Annotated in this window: 16 protein-coding genes; 11 read left to right on the top strand and 5 right to left on the bottom strand. The window is 69.2% G+C overall.

All coding sequences use genetic code 11. The features are described 5' to 3' along the window. Nucleotides 1-237: 237 nt before the first annotated feature. The 4 genes from AB0436_RS12270 to AB0436_RS12255 all read left to right on the top strand — a co-directional run bounded on the left by AB0436_RS12270 (nt 238) and on the right by AB0436_RS12255 (nt 4,152). On the top strand, nt 238-1,638 hold the full coding sequence (locus AB0436_RS12270) for a DUF6421 family protein (RefSeq protein WP_366467727.1): 1,401 nt from the start codon (nt 238-240) through the stop codon (nt 1,636-1,638). A gap of 26 nt (nt 1,639-1,664) precedes the next feature. Then, entirely contained in the window at nt 1,665-2,411 is a 747-nt protein-coding gene (locus AB0436_RS12265) for an SDR family NAD(P)-dependent oxidoreductase (protein WP_366467726.1), read from the top strand. Further along, nucleotides 2,408-3,469: a low specificity L-threonine aldolase gene (locus tag AB0436_RS12260; protein ID WP_366467955.1), complete on the top strand. Its 1,062-nt coding sequence runs from the start codon at nt 2,408-2,410 to the stop codon at nt 3,467-3,469. The genes AB0436_RS12265 and AB0436_RS12260 overlap by 4 nt, the downstream gene beginning before the upstream one ends. Nucleotides 3,470-3,552: 83 nt before the next feature. Continuing rightward, complete coding sequence (locus AB0436_RS12255; RefSeq protein ID WP_366467724.1) at nt 3,553-4,152, top strand: transglutaminase family protein; 600 nt, start codon at nt 3,553-3,555, stop codon at nt 4,150-4,152. A gap of 37 nt (nt 4,153-4,189) precedes the next feature. Here AB0436_RS12255 and AB0436_RS12250 read toward each other — a convergent pair whose 3' ends face one another. Beyond that, on the bottom strand, nt 4,190-4,912 hold the full coding sequence (locus AB0436_RS12250) for a lysophospholipid acyltransferase family protein (RefSeq protein WP_366467723.1): 723 nt from the start codon (nt 4,910-4,912) through the stop codon (nt 4,190-4,192). A 304-nt stretch (nt 4,913-5,216) separates the two neighbouring features. On the opposite strand from AB0436_RS12250, the gene AB0436_RS12245 reads away from it, so the two are divergent. The 5 genes from AB0436_RS12245 (at nt 5,217) to AB0436_RS12225 (ending at nt 9,649) form a co-directional block, all read left to right on the top strand. Beyond that, a complete protein-coding gene (locus tag AB0436_RS12245) occupies nt 5,217-5,540 on the top strand; it encodes a thioredoxin family protein (protein ID WP_366467722.1) in 324 nt (107 codons plus the stop codon). Between the two features lie 80 nt (nt 5,541-5,620). Beyond that, a complete protein-coding gene (locus tag AB0436_RS12240) occupies nt 5,621-6,121 on the top strand; it encodes a flavin reductase family protein (RefSeq protein WP_366467721.1) in 501 nt (166 codons plus the stop codon). Between the two features lie 211 nt (nt 6,122-6,332). Then, a complete protein-coding gene (locus tag AB0436_RS12235; protein WP_366467720.1) occupies nt 6,333-7,118 on the top strand; it encodes an electron transfer flavoprotein subunit beta/FixA family protein in 786 nt (261 codons plus the stop codon). Nucleotides 7,119-7,211: 93 nt separating this feature from the next. After that, on the top strand, nt 7,212-8,174 hold the full coding sequence (locus tag AB0436_RS12230) for an electron transfer flavoprotein subunit alpha/FixB family protein (RefSeq protein ID WP_366467719.1): 963 nt from the start codon (nt 7,212-7,214) through the stop codon (nt 8,172-8,174). Between the two features lie 176 nt (nt 8,175-8,350). Beyond that, nucleotides 8,351-9,649 (top strand): aldolase/citrate lyase family protein, encoded by a 1,299-nt coding sequence (locus tag AB0436_RS12225; RefSeq protein WP_366467718.1) that lies wholly within the window; start codon nt 8,351-8,353, stop codon nt 9,647-9,649. A gap of 81 nt (nt 9,650-9,730) precedes the next feature. On the opposite strand, the gene AB0436_RS12220 is transcribed toward AB0436_RS12225, so the two are convergent. Next, on the bottom strand, nt 9,731-10,708 hold the full coding sequence (locus AB0436_RS12220) for a LacI family DNA-binding transcriptional regulator (protein WP_366467954.1): 978 nt from the start codon (nt 10,706-10,708) through the stop codon (nt 9,731-9,733). A 246-nt stretch (nt 10,709-10,954) separates the two neighbouring features. On the opposite strand from AB0436_RS12220, the gene AB0436_RS12215 reads away from it, so the two are divergent. Beyond that, entirely contained in the window at nt 10,955-11,914 is a 960-nt protein-coding gene (locus tag AB0436_RS12215) for an ROK family protein (RefSeq protein ID WP_366467717.1), read from the top strand. A 2-nt stretch (nt 11,915-11,916) separates the two neighbouring features. Here AB0436_RS12215 and AB0436_RS12210 read toward each other — a convergent pair whose 3' ends face one another. Both AB0436_RS12210 and AB0436_RS12205 read right to left on the bottom strand, forming a co-directional pair. After that, nucleotides 11,917-13,905, bottom strand: coding sequence for an NPCBM/NEW2 domain-containing protein (locus AB0436_RS12210; RefSeq protein WP_366467716.1), 1,989 nt, complete (start codon nt 13,903-13,905; stop codon nt 11,917-11,919). 251 nt (nt 13,906-14,156) lie between these two features. Next, nucleotides 14,157-14,324: a hypothetical protein gene (locus AB0436_RS12205; protein WP_366467715.1), complete on the bottom strand. Its 168-nt coding sequence runs from the start codon at nt 14,322-14,324 to the stop codon at nt 14,157-14,159. Nucleotides 14,325-14,568: 244 nt separating this feature from the next. Between AB0436_RS12205 and AB0436_RS12200 the strand changes: the two genes are divergently transcribed. Next, the gene (locus AB0436_RS12200; protein ID WP_366467714.1) at nt 14,569-15,606 is read left to right on the top strand and encodes an NUDIX domain-containing protein; all 1,038 of its coding nucleotides are present in this window, start codon (nt 14,569-14,571) and stop codon (nt 15,604-15,606) included. Nucleotides 15,607-15,706: 100 nt separating this feature from the next. On the opposite strand, the gene AB0436_RS12195 is transcribed toward AB0436_RS12200, so the two are convergent. Beyond that, a complete protein-coding gene (locus AB0436_RS12195) occupies nt 15,707-17,071 on the bottom strand; it encodes a dipeptidase (RefSeq protein ID WP_366467713.1) in 1,365 nt (454 codons plus the stop codon). Nucleotides 17,072-17,159: the final 88 nt, after the last annotated feature.

The following is a 17,159-nucleotide window of genomic DNA, read 5'->3' as shown; positions in this document are numbered from 1 at the left end:
CCCTGCTTGCGTTTCCGTGGTGCCGTGTCCCGCGGTTGACGGCGGGCGGGCGACCAGAAGCGTACTGCGTGGAGATCCCAGAAGCGGGTAGAAGGCGCAGTCGATACGGTGGTCAACGGGAAGAATCGCTGCGATCAAGGGCCTTCGGCAGGATAATTTACGGAAGGGCCCCTTGAACGGGTGATCTGGACAGCGATACGGTGTCCCGACGCTAGGTTCTCCTGTGGAGGAAGTGACATGACGGAAATTCTTGTGCAGGACGCCGTGGGTGGCGCCATATCCGGCGCTCGGCGTGTGGTCGAGCATCCGGCCTGGCCCGTGCTCAAGGCCGCCGTCGAGGAGATCCGGCCCTGGCAGTCCAAGGACGGTTCCATCGACTTCGACGCCGATACGGCCCCTTCCCGTGAGACCGCGGAAGCCGCCGTCGGCCGGGTCGTCGACGCCGTGCAAGAGCTTTCTCCGCTGCTGCCGCACGATGCCGCCTACCACCGAGCCCTTGTCGCAGACCTCCGCAAGTGGGCTTCCGGCGGCTTCGGCGTACCCGACTTCCTGGACTCACTGCTGGCCTTTCACCCGGCGAACCAGCGAGCCGACGGCCTGCAGCACCTGGTCGTCTTCGCGATGTACACGCAGAACGGCAACCCGGACCGCAATCTCGAAGCGGTGGTGCTGCGCATGGTCTGGCCCGAGTGGCTCTCCGAGCTCGAGGCGACCCGGTACGACAACCCGCTGTTCTGCGGCATCACGTTCGAGGACTTCACCGCCGGCTACGACACCAACTCCGCGGTGCTCTTCCCGGAGACCATCGCGGTCCGCGAAGCCCCCGACCGCTTCACCTGGGGCGGCATCTTCTGTGACCGCGAGGCCGCCCGTTTCCGTACCGTCACCGAGGCAGCCGTGGACATCCTGCGGGTCGAACTCCCCGACGACATCCGGGAGATGGTCGGCGACCAGGAGCGCTGCCAGCAGGCGTTCGTCCTGTGGGACATGGTCCATGACCGGACCCACAGCCATGGGGACCTGCCGTTCGACCCGTTCATGATCAAACAGCGTCAGCCGTTCTGGATGTACGGCCTGGAGGAGCTGCGCTGCGACCTCACCGCGTTCAGGGAGGCCGTGCAGCTCGAGACCGACGGTTTCGCGCAGGGCCGTGACGTCCAGTACGCGGTGCTGTTCGACCGGATGTTCCGCTTCCCGGTGACCGGCGAGCGGGTACGCAACTACGACGGTCTCGGCGGCCAGCTGCTTTTCGCCTACCTCCACCAGCACGACGTGGTGCGCTGGACCGACAGTACGCTGAAGATCGACTGGGATCTCGCCCCGCAGGTCACCAACCAGCTCTGTGCCGAGATCGAGGCGCTGTACCGGGCCGGCATCGACCGCCCCAAGCTGGTGCACTGGTTCGCGGCCTACGACCTGGTCTCGCGCTACCTCTCCCCGCACCCCGGCTCCCGCTGGGCCAAGGGCCCGGACGCCCTGGATCTCAGTCAGCCGCCGCGTAAACTGGTGGACGACGTGCTTCCGGACGAGTTTCCGCTCAGCATGTTCTACGAGGCGCTCTCCAAGAAGCTGAAGAATGTGGTTGCCTCCACCAAGGGCATCACGGCGGCGGGCGGCCCCGAGCGAGCTGCCGCGTGAGTCCGCGTACGGAGGAGGCGAAGGCGATGAGCAAGGGATCGTTGGAAGGCGCCGTGGTCGCCGTTGCCGGGGCGGCGGGCCCGGCCGGCCGGGCCACCCTGATGAAACTGGCCGAGGCCGGCGCCACTGTGGTCGGCGCCGACGCGCACGTCGCCCGGCTGGCCGAGGCGGTGGACGCGGCGCGGTATGCGCACGGCGGTGCCACCGTCATCGGTGAGACGGTCGATCTGCTCGACCTGGAGGCGACGCGTGCCTGGGCGAACAGCATCGAGAAGGAATTCGGCCGGATCGACGGCCTGGTCCACCTGGTCGGCGGGTGGCGCGGCAGTGCCGGCTTCGCGGAGACGGATCTGCGCGACTGGGAGACGCTCGAGAAGCTGCTCATCCGTACCGTCCAGCACACCTCGCTGGCCTTCCACGAAGGGCTGTTGCGCAGCGACCACGGCCGCTATGTGCTGATCAGCGCGGCCGGTGCGTCGAAGCCCACCGCGGGAAACGCCGCCTACGCGGCCTCGAAGGCGGCGGCCGAAGCGTGGACGCTGGCGCTCGGCGACGCCTTCCGCAAGGCGGGCGGCGAGGACGGGCCGCGGGCTGCGGCGACGGTGCTGGTGATCAAGGCACTGGTGCATGACGCGATGCGTGCCGAACGCCCGAACGCGAAGTTCGCGGGCTTCACCGACGCCGTGGAGCTGGCCGAGGCCATCGTCGGCGTCTGGGACAAGCCCGCCGGAGAAGTGAACGGAAAACGCCTGTGGCTGACCCCCGCCCCGTGAAGACCGATGCCGTACGTCACCACGACCCGGACGTGCGCGGCTTCGCCAGTGACAACTACGCGGGCGCCCACCCGGAGATCCTCGCCGCACTCGCCCTGGCCAACGGCGGCCATCAGGTGGCGTACGGCGAGGACGCCTACACCGACCACCTGCAGCGGCTGATCCACAGCCACTTCGGCCAGCACGCCGAGGCGTTCCCGGTGTTCAACGGCACCGGGGCCAACGTGGTGGCCCTGCAGGCGCTCACCGACCGCTGGGGCGCGGTCATCGCAGCCGAGACCGCGCACATCAACGTGGACGAGGGCGGCGCGCCCGAGCGGATGGCCGGGCTGAAACTGCTGACGGTTCCGACGCCGGACGGCAAGCTCACGCCCGAGCTCATCGACCGCCAGGCCTTCGGCTGGGACGACGAGCACCGTGCGATGCCACAAGTCGTGTCGATCACTCAGAACACCGAACTCGGCACCGTCTATACCCCGGACGAGATCCGCGCCATCTGCGCGCATGCGCACAGCCACGGAATGAAGGTCCATCTCGACGGATCCCGCATAGCCAACGCCGCTGCCTCGCTCGATGTGCCGATGCGGACGTTCACCAACGCCGTAGGGGTGGACATCCTGTCGTTCGGCGGCACCAAGAACGGCATGCTCTTCGGCGAAGCGGTCGTGGTGCTGAATCCGGATGCTGTGCGGCAGATGAAGCATGTGCGCAAGATGTCGATGCAGCTCGCCTCCAAGATGCGCTTCGTGTCGGTACAGCTGGAAGCGCTGCTCACCCGCGATCTCTGGCTCCGCAACGCCCGCCATGCCAACGCCATGGCTCAGCGGCTCGCCGAGGGCGTGCGTCAGATGGACGGCGTCGAAATCCTGCACGCCGTCCAGGCCAACGCCGTCTTCGCGAGGCTTCCGCACGACGTCAGCGAGCGGCTGCAGAAGCGCTACCGCTTCTACTTCTGGGATGAGCCCGCCGGCGACGTCCGCTGGATGTGCGCGTTCGACACCACGGAGGAAGACGTGGACGGTTTCCTGCTGGCCCTCAAGGAAGAGATGGCCCGCTAGGGATGGCGCCAAGGATCTGTATGAATATGCGATGGCGTGGAAATTAATTGGCCTCGGTCGGCTTGTGTCCGTAGGCTCGGGACATGGAGCTGATCCAAGAAGTCCCAGACCTTTCCGCCTATTTGGCGGCCGACTCGGTCATCGACCATGAGCATCCGCTCGTGCGAGAGACGTCGGAGCAGCTGAGCCGGATGGCCCCGGACGCATATGCATACGCGCGGACCGCGTATGAGTACGTCCGGGACGCCATCGCGCACTCATTCGACTCGGGCGACCCCCGTGTCACCTGGCGCGCGTCCGATGTGATCGAGCAGCGCAACGGCATCTGCTATGCCAAATCCCATGCACTGGCGGCGCTGCTGCGCGCCAAATCCATCCCCACCGCCCTCTGCTACCAGCGGCTCGGCGACGACGACGGATCGAACCATGCGGTTCACGGTCTGGTGGCGGTGAAACTACCGGGGCGGGGCACCTGGTCCCGGCTGGACGCGAGAGGCAACAAGCCCGGTGTCGATGCGCAGTTCTCCCTGGTGGACGAGCGCCTGGCCTGGAGCGTGCGTCCGGAACTGGGGGAGACGGACTACCCGGTGCTCTTCGCCGCACCGCACCCGGCCGTGCTGAACGCCCTTCGAGCCGCGCCCGTCCGTAGGCACCTGGAGCGCACACTCCCCGCTGGTCTCTGACGATGCAGCGCGGTGAGGAGAGACGTTTCGGCTGACGTCAGCGGGCTTCACGTACCTGCGCTGCCGTCGGTGCCGTACCGCCGAGATGAGCGGGAACCCACCAGGTGTCGGCGGTGTTCCTCGGACGTACCGGATAGGCGCGCTGTGCGGCCTCCAGCAGCTCCTGCACGCGCTCGCGCAGCCGACGGGTGATGGCGCCCGCGTACTCGTCGGTGGGAGCCTCCATCGGCTCGCCGACCCGGATCGTGACCGGGATGTGGCTGCGCTTGAGATTGCGCGGCCGGCCCTTGGTCCACAGCCTCTGGGTTCCCCACAGCGCCATCGGGATCAGCGGGACGCCGGCGTCCTGGGCCAGGCGGGCCGCGCCCGACTTGAAGCTCTTGAGCGTGAACGACTCCGAAATGGTGGCTTCGGGGAACACGCCGATGATCTCGCCGGAGCGCAGCGCGGTCAGCGCATGCCGGTAGGCGGTCTCGCCCTTCTTGCGGTCCACCGGGATGTGCTTCATCCCGCGCATCAGCGGGCCGGAGATCTTGTGCCGGAAGACCGACTCCTTCGCCATGAAGCGCACCAGTCGCTTCTGCGGGAGCGCGGCGAGGCCGTCGAAGATGAAGTCCAGGTAGCCGATGTGATTGCTGACGAGGACCGCCCCGCCGGAGCGCGGGATGTTCTCCGAACCCTGAGTATCGATTTTGAGGTCGAGCGCCTTGAACATTGCGCGAGCGGCGCCGATGACCGGTCGATAAACGAGTTCTGCCATCTGGAGAGGCCCTTCTGTGCCCGGGGATGCGCCCCCCGGCGGAAGTTACGCTGCCGTAGGTTTTTCGGCATTGGGCAGATCGTGCCCCATAGCGACAAGAGTAGCCAGCTCTGACCGCGAGGATCCGGGAGATTCTCATCACGTCACCGGCCTCCGGCGCCCGGTCGGGGGAATGATCACGGCTCCGTAAATGCTGCAATGAGGCGATGAGCGGGACTCTCCGTGTGCGCGGTGATACCCGGCGGCGTACCCGCCGGTGCGGGAGTCCGGCTCGGCATGCCGGTGGAGCGACGGAAGGACGAACGTGCGCGGCGAGGGCGAAAGGCGGCTGAGCGTCGCCGAATTGGGCGAGCGGCTGGGGGAGCGGGCGACGTTGGTCCAGTTCTCCAGTGCTTTCTGCCGGCCCTGCTGGGCCACCCGGCGCACGCTGGCCGATGTGGCGGGCATGGTGGAGGGCGTAGCGCATGTCGAGATCGATGCCGAGGCGCAGCTCGGGCTGGTGCGGGAGCTGAACATCATGGAGACGCCCACCGTCCTGGTGCTCGACGCGACCGGCCGGATCGTCCGGCGGGCATCGGGTCAGCCGCGCAGAGCCGATGTGATCGCCGCACTGGGCGAAGCGGTCTGACCCGCCGTGACACCGTGACAGATCTCGCACCTACCGGGGCCCGCTTGACTGGGCACCCTTCGAATCGTCAATCTGACGCTATGTCGCAGCTTCTCGGCGCCGACCGGCTCGCCACCCCCGAACTGCTCCGCTCGGTCTTCCGGCAGCATGCGGCAGGTGTCGCGGTGATCACCGCGGCCGGCGAGCACCCGGTCGGTTTCACCGCCACCTCACTGAACTCCGTCGCGGCCGAACCGCCGCTGATCTCTTTCGGGGTAGGCACGGGTTCCTCGAGCTGGCCGGTCATCGCCGAGGCGGAGCACGTCGGCGTTCACATACTCGGGGAACACCAGCAGGAACTGGCTGCCACCTTCGCGCGCAGCGGCGCCGACCGCTTCGCCGCGCCCACCGGCTGGCGCAACGGACCCGAAGGAGTGCCGCTGCTGGACGGCGTACTGGCCTGGTTGGTCTGCCGGGTGGCCGCCCGGATCCCCGCGGGGGACCACCGCATCGTCATCGCCCAGGCGGTCACCGGCGATCCCACGGGCACGGGCCGTCCGCTGCTCTATCACCAGGGGCGCTTCAACGCGCTGCGGGACTGACGGGCCACAACTCGCAGGCGCCGAATCCGAGCTTCTCCGCGTTGTTCAGGTCACAGTTCAAAGCGCTTGCTTACTGGGTACATTCTGGATGTACTGGCGAGTAATATTTTGGTGGGGTCGTCGGAAGCCCCGACCGGAAATCGCCCCATCGGGAGCCTATGCTGCGAGCAACAAGGCAGCCCGGAAAAGACGATGCAGTAGGAGAGCCGGCGTGAGCTTGAGGATCGTTGTCTGTGTGAAGTACGTGCCCGACGCCACCGGCGACCGGCACTTCGCCGATGACCTGACGCTGGACCGTGACGATGTCGACGGTCTGCTGTCGGAGCTCGACGAGTACGCGGTGGAGCAGGCGCTCCAGATCGCCGGTGAGGCCGACGACGCCGAGATCACCGTGCTCACCGTCGGCCCCGAGGACGCCAAGGACGCGCTGCGCAAGGCGCTTTCGATGGGCGCCGACAAGGCCGTCCATGTCGAGGACGACGATCTGCACGGCACCGACATCATCGGCACCTCGCTGGTGCTCGCCAAGGCCATCGAGAAGACCGGCTACGACCTCGTCGTCTGCGGTATGGCGTCGACCGACGGCACGTCGGGTGTGGTCCCGGCGCTGCTGGCCGAGCGGCTCGGCGTCCCGCAGGTCACGCTGCTCTCCGAGATCAGCGTCGAGGACGGCACGGTGAAGGGCCGCCGGGACGGCGACGCTGCGAGCGAGCAGCTCGAGGCCTCCCTGCCGGCTGTCGTGTCCGTGACGGACCAGTCGGGCGAGGCCCGCTACCCGTCCTTCAAGGGCATCATGGCCGCCAAGAAGAAGCCGGTGGAGTCCCTGGACCTGGACGACCTGGACCTCGACGCCGAAGCGGTCGGCCTCGAGGGCGCCTGGACCAAGGTCGATTCCGCGGCGCAGCGCCCGCCCCGTACGGCCGGCACGATCGTCAAGGACGAGGGTGAGGGCGGCAAGCAGCTCGCGGCCTTCCTGGCGGAGCAGAAGTTCATCTGACGCAGCTGCGAGCCGGCGGTTTTGCCGCGGCTCGCCGAGCCGGTCCCATCACCCCTTCCCCCAGATTCTTCGCATGCGCAGGAGACCATTCCCATGGCTGAAGTTCTCGTCTATGTCGACCACGTCGACGGTGCCGTCCGCAAGCCCACTCTGGAGTTGCTGACCCTGGCCCGCCGCCTCGGTGACCCGGTCGCTGTCGCGCTGGGTTCCGGCGCCGAGGCCACCGCCGCCACCCTCGCCGAGCATGGCGCGGTCAAGGTGCTCACCGCTGACGCCCCCGAGTTCGGCGACTACCTCGTCGTTCCGAAGGTCGACGCACTCCAGGCCGCTTACGAGGCCGTTTCCCCGGCCGCGGTACTCGTCCCGACCTCCGCCGAGGGCAAGGAGATCGCGGCCCGCCTGGCGCTGCGAATCGGCTCCGGCATCATCACCGACGCCACCGACCTGGAGGCCGGCGAGGACGGCCCGGTGGCCACCCAGTCGGCGTTCGCCGCTTCCTTCACCACCAAGTCCCGGGTGTCCCGGGGTACCCCGGTCATCACGGTCAAGCCCAACTCGGCCCCCGTGGAGGCCGCTCCGGCCGCGGGCACCGTCGAGGCGCTGGCCGTCACCTTCGGTGAGACGTCCACCGGTACCAAGGTCGTCTCGCGCACTCCCCGCGAGTCGACCGGTCGCCCCGAGCTGACCGAGGCCGCGATCGTGGTCTCCGGCGGCCGCGGAGTCAACGGCGCCGAGAACTTCCACCTCATCGAGGCGCTCGCCGACTCGCTCGGCGCCGCGGTCGGCGCGTCGCGTGCCGCCGTCGACGCAGGCTGGTACCCGCACTCCAACCAGGTCGGCCAGACCGGCAAGTCGGTCTCGCCGCAGCTGTACATCGCCAACGGCATCTCAGGCGCCATCCAGCACCGCGCCGGCATGCAGACCTCGAAGACCATCGTGGCCGTCAACAAGGACGCCGAGGCCCCGATCTTCGACCTCGTCGACTACGGCGTGGTCGGCGACCTCTTCCAGGTCGTCCCGCAACTGACCGAAGAAGTCACCTCCCGCAAGGGCTGACCTGCGTCTCCGGTACCGCCGCCGCGGTACCGCTCAGCACGGCCCGGGGCCGCGCGGTGAACGTCGCCGCGCGGCCCCGGGCCGTTTCGGGCAACCATTGACGCAGATCCAGGGTGCCGACTAACTTCACTATGCGGATTGTTGATTCCGCACAACGGAAAACAGGAGGGTGAAGGATGGGTCAGCAGGAGAAGGTGGCAACGAGCCTCACGGACGCGATCAGCGAGGACATCAGCGCTTCGCTCGTCGCCGTCGACGAGGAGCTCGCACGCCGCTACCCGGGAGATCCCGGCACCCGCCAGCCCGTCCACACCGTGTACGTACCAGGCGACGCGTTCACCGCCGACACCATCCGTACCTGGGGTGAGCAGGCCCTGGCGTCGCTCGATGAACACGCCCCGGACGCCGCCTCCTTCGCCGCCGTGCTCGGCATCGGCAGCGACCTCGCCGGCCCGGTGTACGACCGGGTCCGGGCGAAGTTGGAACGGGAGCCCGTCGAGGATCTGCGCATCGACTTCGAGGACGGGTACGGCCCGCGCCCCGACGCCGAGGAGGACGCGGCAGCTGCCCGCGCCGCCCGGCTGGTCGCCGATGCGTACCGGGACGGGACGGCGGCTCCTTACATGGGCATCCGGATGAAATGCATGGAAGCCGCGGTCCGCGATCGCGGCATCCGGACCACCGACATCTTCCTCACCGGACTGATGCGGGCGGGTGGCCTGCCGGACGGCCTGGTACTCACCCTCCCCAAGGTCACTTACCCCGAACAGGTCACCGCGTTCGTGCGACTGCTGGAGGCTTTCGAGAAGGCGCACGGGCTGCCCGCCGGGCGGATCGGCTTCGAGATCCAGATCGAGACCAGCCAGTCCATCCTCGCCGCCGACGGCACGGCCGCCGTCGCCCGCATGATCGACGCCGCGGCCGGCCGGGCCACCGGTCTGCACTACGGGACCTTCGATTACAGCGCCTGCGTCGGCGTCAGCGCCGCCTACCAGGCGAGCGACCACCCGGCGGCCGACCACGCCAAGGCCGTCATGCAGGTCGCCGCCGCCGGCACCGGCGTGCGCGTCTGCGACGGTTCGACCAACGTCCTGCCGATCGGCCCCGCCGAGCACGTCCACGAGGCCTGGCGGCTGCACTACGGCCTGACCCGCCGCGCCCTGGCCCGGGCCTACTACCAGGGCTGGGACATGCATCCGGGCCACCTGCCGACCCGTTACGCCGCTGTCTACACGTTCTACCGGGAGGGCCTCGAGCAGGCCGCCGCCCGTCTTGCCGCGTATGTCGCCAAGGCCGGCGGCGACGTCATGGACGAACCTGCCACCGCGAAGGCCCTCAGCGGTTATCTGCTGCGCGGTCTGGACTGCGGCGCACTGGACACTGCGGAGGTCACCGGGCTCACCGGACTGACCCGGGCGGACCTGGAGGGCTTCTCCAGCCCCCGCCGGGCCGCTCTGACAGTGACCGCGCCGTGAACCGGTAACCCCCTGAGCCGCTGACTGCGCGCTGCTGCCCCCGTACGGTGCGACGGGGGCAGCAGTGTCCGCTGTCAGGTGTCAGGCCGGCCGGATCTCGCCCGAGCCGCGGGCGATCAGCCGGGTCGGCAGTATCTTCTGCGACGGCGCGACGTTCGACCCCTCCAGACGGCGGAACAGCGTCTCGGCCGCCGTGCGGCCCAGTGCGGCCGCGTCCTGGGCGATCACCGTGATGCCCAGCAGATCAGCGAGTTCGATGTCGTCGAAACCGACCAGGGCGACCGGCCGCTCCCGCTCGGCGAGGACCCGCACCGTCGTCACCGTCACCCGGTTGTTCCCCGCGAAGAGCGCGGTGACCGGCTCCGGGGCGTCGAGCAGCGTCCCGGTGGCCGCCCGGACCCTGCCGGGTTCGGTGACGCCGAGTGAGACCCACGAATCGTCGACGGTGAGGCCGGCTTCCGTCATCGCCGCGTGGTAACCGCGCAGACGCTCGGTGGCGGTGTGGATGCGCGGCTGGTCGCCGATGAATCCGATACGCCGGTGGCCCTGGGCGATGAGATGGGCGACACCGTCGCGTGCTCCGCCGAAGCTGTCCGAGAGGACCGTGTCGGCGGCGATCTTCCCGGCCGGCCGGTCCACGAAGACGGTGGCGACACCCGCGGCGATCTCCGGCTCCAGATAACGGTGGTCGTCGCCGGCCGGAATCACGATCAGTCCGTCCACCCGCCGGGCGCACAGCGCAAGGACCAACTCCTGTTCGCGCTCCGGGTCCTCGGCGCTGGAACCGTTGATGAGCAGCGCGCCATGGGCCCTTGCCACCTCCTCGATCGCCCGGTTCAGCGGCCCGTAGAAAGGGTCGGCGAGGTCCTCGAGGACCAGACCGATGCTGGCGGTGCGGCCCTTGCGCAGGACCCGCGCACTGTCGTTGCGGCGGAACCCCAGGGCCTCGATGGCTTCCTGCACCCGGCGTTCGGTGTCGGGCGTGACGCCGGACTCGCCGTTGACCACCCTCGAGACGGTCTTGAGGCCGACTCCGGCGCGCGCCGCGACGTCCTTCATTGTCGGCCGATTGCCGTAGCGGGGCTCGGGGCGGCTGGCAGTATGGGCCACGGTGCGCTGTCCTGTCGTCGGCGGATGTGCGGGCAAGAGCTGTGGCGTCGAGCATAGGGCCTGGACAACGTTGTCAGGTGAATGGAGACTGGTCACTACACTACGGACGATCTGCTGCCCCGCCCCCCGTTCGGCCCATAGCGTCACCATCCGCATGACTGCCTGCATGCCCTGCCACCTGGAGATCCGACACCCATGCACAACCACCTCGTAGCCGCGCTCGACATCGGCGGCACCAAGATCGCCGGCGCGCTGGTGGACGGCAGGGGACAGCTCGTCGTACGCACACAGCGGCCGACGCCCGCCCGGGAAAGCGGCGACACGGTGATGGGCGCTGTCGCGACCGTGCTGGCCGAACTCGCCGCCGACCCGCACTGGGAGCGGGCGACGGCCGTCGGGATCGGCAGCGCCGGCCCGGTCGACGCTTCGGCGGGCACCGTGAGCCCAGTCAACGTGCCCGGCTGGCGGGACTATCCGCTGGTCGAGAAGGTGCGCGCAGCCACCGGCGGGCTGCCGGTGACACTGGTCGGTGACGGCGTCGCCATGACCGCGGCCGAGCATTGGCAGGGCGCGGCCCGCGGCTACCGCAATGCGCTCTGCATGGTCGTCTCCACCGGGGTCGGGGGCGGCCTGGTGCTGGCCGGACGGCTGCACCCGGGGCCGTCCGGCAACGCCGGCCACATCGGTCACATCAGCGTGGACCTGGACGGTGACGCGTGCCCGTGCGGCTCGCGTGGCTGCGTCGAGCGGATCGCGAGCGGCCCGAACATCGCACGTCGGGCCTTGCAGAACGGCTGGCGGCCCGGCCCGGACGGTGACGCCGGCGCGGCGGCCGTAGCTGGTGCGGCGGCCGCCGGGGACTCGGTCGCCATCGCCTCGTTCGAGCGCGCGGCGCAAGCGCTGGCAGCGGGGATCGCGGCCACCGCGACGCTCGTCGAGATCGACATCGCGGTGATCGGTGGGGGAGTGGCCGGTGCGGGCGAGGTGCTGTTCGCCCCGCTGCGCCGTGCCTTGAAGGACTACGCCACGCTGTCGTTCATCCAGCACCTGAAAGTCGCTCCGGCGCTGATGGGCAACGATGCGGGACTGGTCGGAGCGGCGGCCGCCGCCTCGCTCGGCGAACCGGACGAGGCGGCGGCGTCGGTCAGCAGCTGAGCTCAGCAGCCGAGCGTGGCGTCCGCCCAGTCGGCGTGGTCGGAGTCGACCCCGTCCCCGCCGTCGGTGACCACCAGACGCACCGTCTGCGCCCCGCTCACGTCAGCCTTGAGCGGCTGGGCGGGCATGGCGTTGGTCAGAACACCGGTCGATGCCGCCTTCTTGCCGTCGGCCCAGATCTCGAAGGTCACCGTGCCGTTGGCCCCTTTCTCGTCGTCGACGCCCACCTGTGCGGTCACCGCTGAACAGGCGCCGCCGGTGTAGTACTCGACGGCGCTCGACGCGTGCACTCCGAGGCCCTTGGCGTACGCCGTGCCGCCGATGGTGAGGGGATGGCCGTCACCGGCCTGGGCCTCGCCGTTGCTGGTGTCCTTCTCGACGGGGCCCCAGCCGTTGGAGGATGAGAGCATCGGCAGATCACTGAGCGAGGACTGTCCGGCGGGTGGTGCGACCACCACATGGGCGGTGAGTGGCAGCACGGTCCGCAGACGCTCGCCGGTGGACGAGCGGTAGGTCGCGGTCAGCGTCAGGTTGTACGCACCGGTGGCGGCGCCGCCCGCGGGCGGCGTGACCTGCCACGAGGTCCGGAGTGACTCCCCGGTCGGCACCGCGGACGCCGACGTGCCCGACACCGCCTTCAGCTGCCAGCCCGCCGGACCGGTCAGCGCAGTGCCGACCCGCAGCGCCGGTGTACGGCCCAGATCGGTGACCGTGGTGGTCAGCGGGGCGGCTTTGCCTGCCTCGACCAGCAGCGATCCGTCGACCCCGACGTCCACGGCGGACGGGTGGCTGGCCCACTTCTGGTCCGCGGAGGCCCGCAGCAGCACGGTACCGTGCGCCGGGACAGTGGCCGAGAGAGCGCCTGCGGTGTTGTACGTCCGGTGCTGCCAGAGGTCGCGCTCGCTGTACGCGGGAGCCTCGGGCAGGCCGACGGCGGACGCCGTGGTCGAGATGTGCTGAGGGCTGTCCGTCTCGTTGAAGAGAGCCACGGCGCGGCTGCCGTCGGCCATCTCCTTGACGACCACCCACCGGCCGCCGTCCGAGGACAGCACGGTGCCCTGCTTGCCGAGCGGGTCCTGGTCCACCGCGATGACCTCGTCATTGGTCACGATGTCGTAGGTCGCAGCCGATGCCTTGCGCAGATCGGAGCCGATCAGCAGCGGCGAGGCCATGATCGACCACATGGAGAAGTGAGTGCGGTACTCCGTGTCGGTCATTCCGCCGTTGCCGACCTCCAGCATGTCCGGGTCGTTCCAGTGCCCCGGGCCGGCCGCCGCGGCGAGCGGCAGGTTCTGCTTGAGGATCGACAGCATCGAGCTCCAGTTGTCGCTGATGTCGCCGGTCGTGCGCCAGAGGTTGCCGACATCGCCGGCCCACTCCCACGGCTTGTTGGAACCCCACTCGCAGATGCTGTAGACGATGGGGCGTCCGGTGGCCTTCAAGGCGTCACGCATCGTCCTGTAGCGCTGTTTCGCGTCGACGCCCTGGTTGTTGCAGTTGTCGTACTTCAGGTAATCGACGCCCCAGTCGGCGAACTGCTGGGCATCGCTGTACTCGTGGCCGAGCGCGCCGGGGAAACCCTTGCTGTTGCAGGTCTTCGTCCCCGCGCTGGTGTAGATGCCGAGCTTCAGCCCCTTCGCGTGGACATAGTCGGCCACTGCCTTGATGCCGTGCGGGAACCGCGCAGGATCCGGCACCAGTTTTCCGTTGGCGTCGCGCTGTGAGAGAGCCCAGCAGTCGTCGAGGTTGACGTACTGGTAACCGGCCGCCTTGAGGCCCTTGTCGACGAAGAGGTCGGCGATGCCCTCGACCATGGTCTCGTTGAAGTCGGAGCTGCACCCGGTGGAGTTCCAGTTGTTGAATCCCATCGGCGGAGTCAGCGCCAGTCCGTTACCGAGCTGCGGCGTCGGGGAGCTGTCGCCGACGTCCGCGGCAACGGGGGAGGCGAGGCCGCCGACACACAGCAGAGCGGTGACCGCCGCTCCGATCATGCCTCTGATTCTTCGACGGTCGGTACGGGGCGGAAGCTGCATCGTGATGTTCCTCCAGGCGGGCCCGTGGTCGGAAATCTGCATGTACGCGTCAGTGACCGGGCTCACGTTAGACCGTGTTGGAGTCTGTTGGAAGAGTCGCGGTAACGGTTGTTCGCGGCGACGCAGCGGGGGTGATGGGCCCGAAGCGAGCCCGGTTCGCCGCCCCTGCGTTCGCTTGTGTTTGGTTTCCGCGTGGGACCGACTGACAGCTACTCGGTGTTCTCGCCCCGGCAGACGACCAGGAAGGCATCCGTCTCCAGGTCCATCACGACCTCGACCGGCTTACCGGCGGCCCGCTGCGCCGCCGCGTACTCCTCCGCCGGCCAGCTGCCGCGCGGGCCGCCGGCCGGGAACTGTCCTACCACCAGGCGATTCATCGTTCACCCTCCCTGCCTCGCTCGGCTCCCCGCTGACGGAGTTGTCAACGAGGTCCCGGGCGATCGCGTCACGACGGACTCGTGAGTAATAACGCCTCGGAGCCTACGAACCACGGTCGGCCCGTTGGAAACAGGACCGGCACAGTTGTGTCCCGAAGGGGCGCAGGGCGCCATGCCGCCCCATGGGGTTTTCGTGGCAGGGTGTTGCGGGCAACCCACTGGGGGCTACCGAAGAGGGGGAACCGTGATCGTCTGGGTCAACGGTGCGTTCAGTGCGGGCAAGACGAGTACCGCGCGAGAACTGGTCGATCTGATCCCGAACAGCACCTTCTACGACCCCGAAGTGCTCGGCGGGGCGCTGCGGTTCCTGCTGCCGCAGAAGAGGCTGGCCGAGGTGAACGACTACCAGGACCTGCCGATCTGGCGGCGCATGGTGGTGGATACCGCTGCCGCGCTCCTCGCGGAGACGGGCGGGGTGCTCGTGGTGCCGATGACGCTGCTGAGACAGGAGTACCGCGATGAGATCTTCGGCGGGCTCGCCTCCCGGCGGATCCCGGTCTGTCATGTGCTGCTGGCCACCGAGGAAACGATCCTGCGGGAGCGGATCGCCGGCCGCGGGGAACTGCCCGACGACCCGGAGGGCACTGAGCGGATGCGGCAGTGGGCCTACGAGCACATCGCGCCGTACACCGCGGCGCTCAGCTGGCTCACCGCGGACGCCCATGTCGTCGACAACAGCGGCCTCACACCGGCCGCCACCGCCGAGCGGATCGCCGATGCGCTGCGGACCGGAGAGGCCGGGGTGTGCGAGATCGTCCAGACCCCGGCGCCGACCGGGGAGACCCTGGCAGCGGGGGTGCTGCTCTTCGACGAGCACGATCGGGTGCTGCTCGTCGACCCTACCTACAAGCCGGGATGGGAGTTCCCCGGCGGGATAGTGGAGAACGGCGAGGCGCCGGCGCGCGCGGGCATCCGCGAGGTGGCCGAGGAGACGGGGATACAACTCGGCCACGTACCGCGGCTGCTGGTGGTCGATTGGGAGCCTCCGCGGCCGCCGGGCTACGGCGGGCTGCGGCTGCTGTTCGACGGTGGCCGGCTGGGGAGCGCGGAGACCGAACGACTGCTGCTCCCCGGATCGGAACTGCGAGGCTGGCGATTCGTCAGCGAGCGGGAGGCGGCGGAGCTGCTGCCGCCCCACCGTTACGCACGGCTGCGCTGGGCACTGCGCGCCCGCGAGAACTCGGCTGTGTTCAACCTGGAGGCAGGCGTTCCGGTCGGCTGACGGTCCCGTACGGCCCGGTGCCGGACGCACGACCGGACCTGCGGTGTGCCCGGGGAACGACCCGGGCACACCCTTGCGGGAACCTGGCGAGACGTGTCGCTCAAGCCTTCTTGGATCGTGCGTAGTTGACGAGGAAGTGCGCCTCGGCGACCGACAACCGCTCCAGCTCCTGCGGGGAGACGCTCTCGTTGACCGCGTGGATACGGGCGTCCGGCTCGCTGAGCCCGATCAGCAGGATCTCCGCCGCCGGGTAGAGCGACGCCAGCGTGTTGCACAGCGGGATCGAGCCGCCCATGCCCGATGCCTGCATCTCTTCTCCGGGGTAGGCGACCCTCATCGCCTCCGCCATCGCGGTGTACGCCGGGCTGCCGGTGTCGGCCCGGAACGGCTGGCCCTGGCCGATCTGTTCCACCGAGATCCGCGCCCCCCACGGGGTGTGCGCCCGCAGGTGGGCAGTGAGCAGCTTGGTCGCCTCGTCGGCGTCGGCGCCCGGCGGCACCCGCAGGCTGATCTGCGCCCGCGCGCTCGCCTGCACGGACGGGGTGGCACCCACGACCGGCGGGCAGTCGATGCCGATGACCGTGACGGCCGGGCGCGCCCAGATGCGGTCGGCGACGGTTCCGGTGCCGATCAGCGCGACACCGTCGATGACCCTCGCGTCCTGCCGGAACTCGTCCTCCGCGTACTGCAGGCCGTCCCAGACGGCATCGGCGGGCAGACCGTCGACGGTCGTCGAACCGTCCTCGGCGCGCAGCGAGTCCAGCAGGCGGATCATCGCGGCGAGTGCGTCGGGAGCGGCGCCGCCGAACTGGCCGGAGTGCAGATTGCCCTCCAGGGTGTCCAACTGGACCCGGAGCATCGTCATCCCGCGCAGCGTCGCCGTGACGGTCGGCAGACCGACCCGGAAATTGCCGGTGTCCCCGATGACGACGGCATCCGCCGTCAGCAGATCGGGGTGCGCCTCGGCGTACCGTTCCAGACCCCCCGTGCCTTGCTCCTCCGAACCCTCGGCGATCACCTTGACGGACACCGGGATGCCTTCGGTGGCCTTCAGGGCGCGCAGCGCGAGCAGGTGCATGATGAAGCCGCCCTTGCAGTCCGCGGCGCCCCGTCCGTACCAGCGGCCGTCGCGCTCGGTCAGCTCGAAGGGCGGGGAGAGCCAGGCGGACTCGTCCAGTGGCGGCTGCACGTCGTAATGCGCGTAGAGCAGCACGGTCGGTGCCTCCACGGGGCCCGGCAGGAAACCGTAGACCGACTGGGTGCCGTCCGGAGTGTCCAGGAGGGCGACGTCCTGGAATCCCTCGCCGCGCAGGGCGTCGGCAACCCAGTTCGCCGCACCCTCGCACTCGCTCCTCGGGAAGACCGCCGGATCCGCAACCGACTGGAAAGCCACCAGCTCGGTCAGCTCCGCGCGGGCACCGGGCATGAGAGAGGCGATGGTCTCGGCAATCGGATTCGCGGTCATGGGCACGCTCCTCGTGGGTGCGACGTTGGAATACCTGTGCGTGTGTGTACGCCTGAGTACGATTTCGGGCTGACCGATCCTCCCACAG

It is taken from the genome of Streptomyces sp. NPDC051322 (genome assembly GCF_040689485.1).
GTDB lineage: Bacteria > Actinomycetota > Actinomycetes > Streptomycetales > Streptomycetaceae > Streptomyces.
The sequence above is the reverse complement of the archived record's forward strand: the minus strand, read 5'-3'. Positions and strand labels throughout refer to the sequence as shown.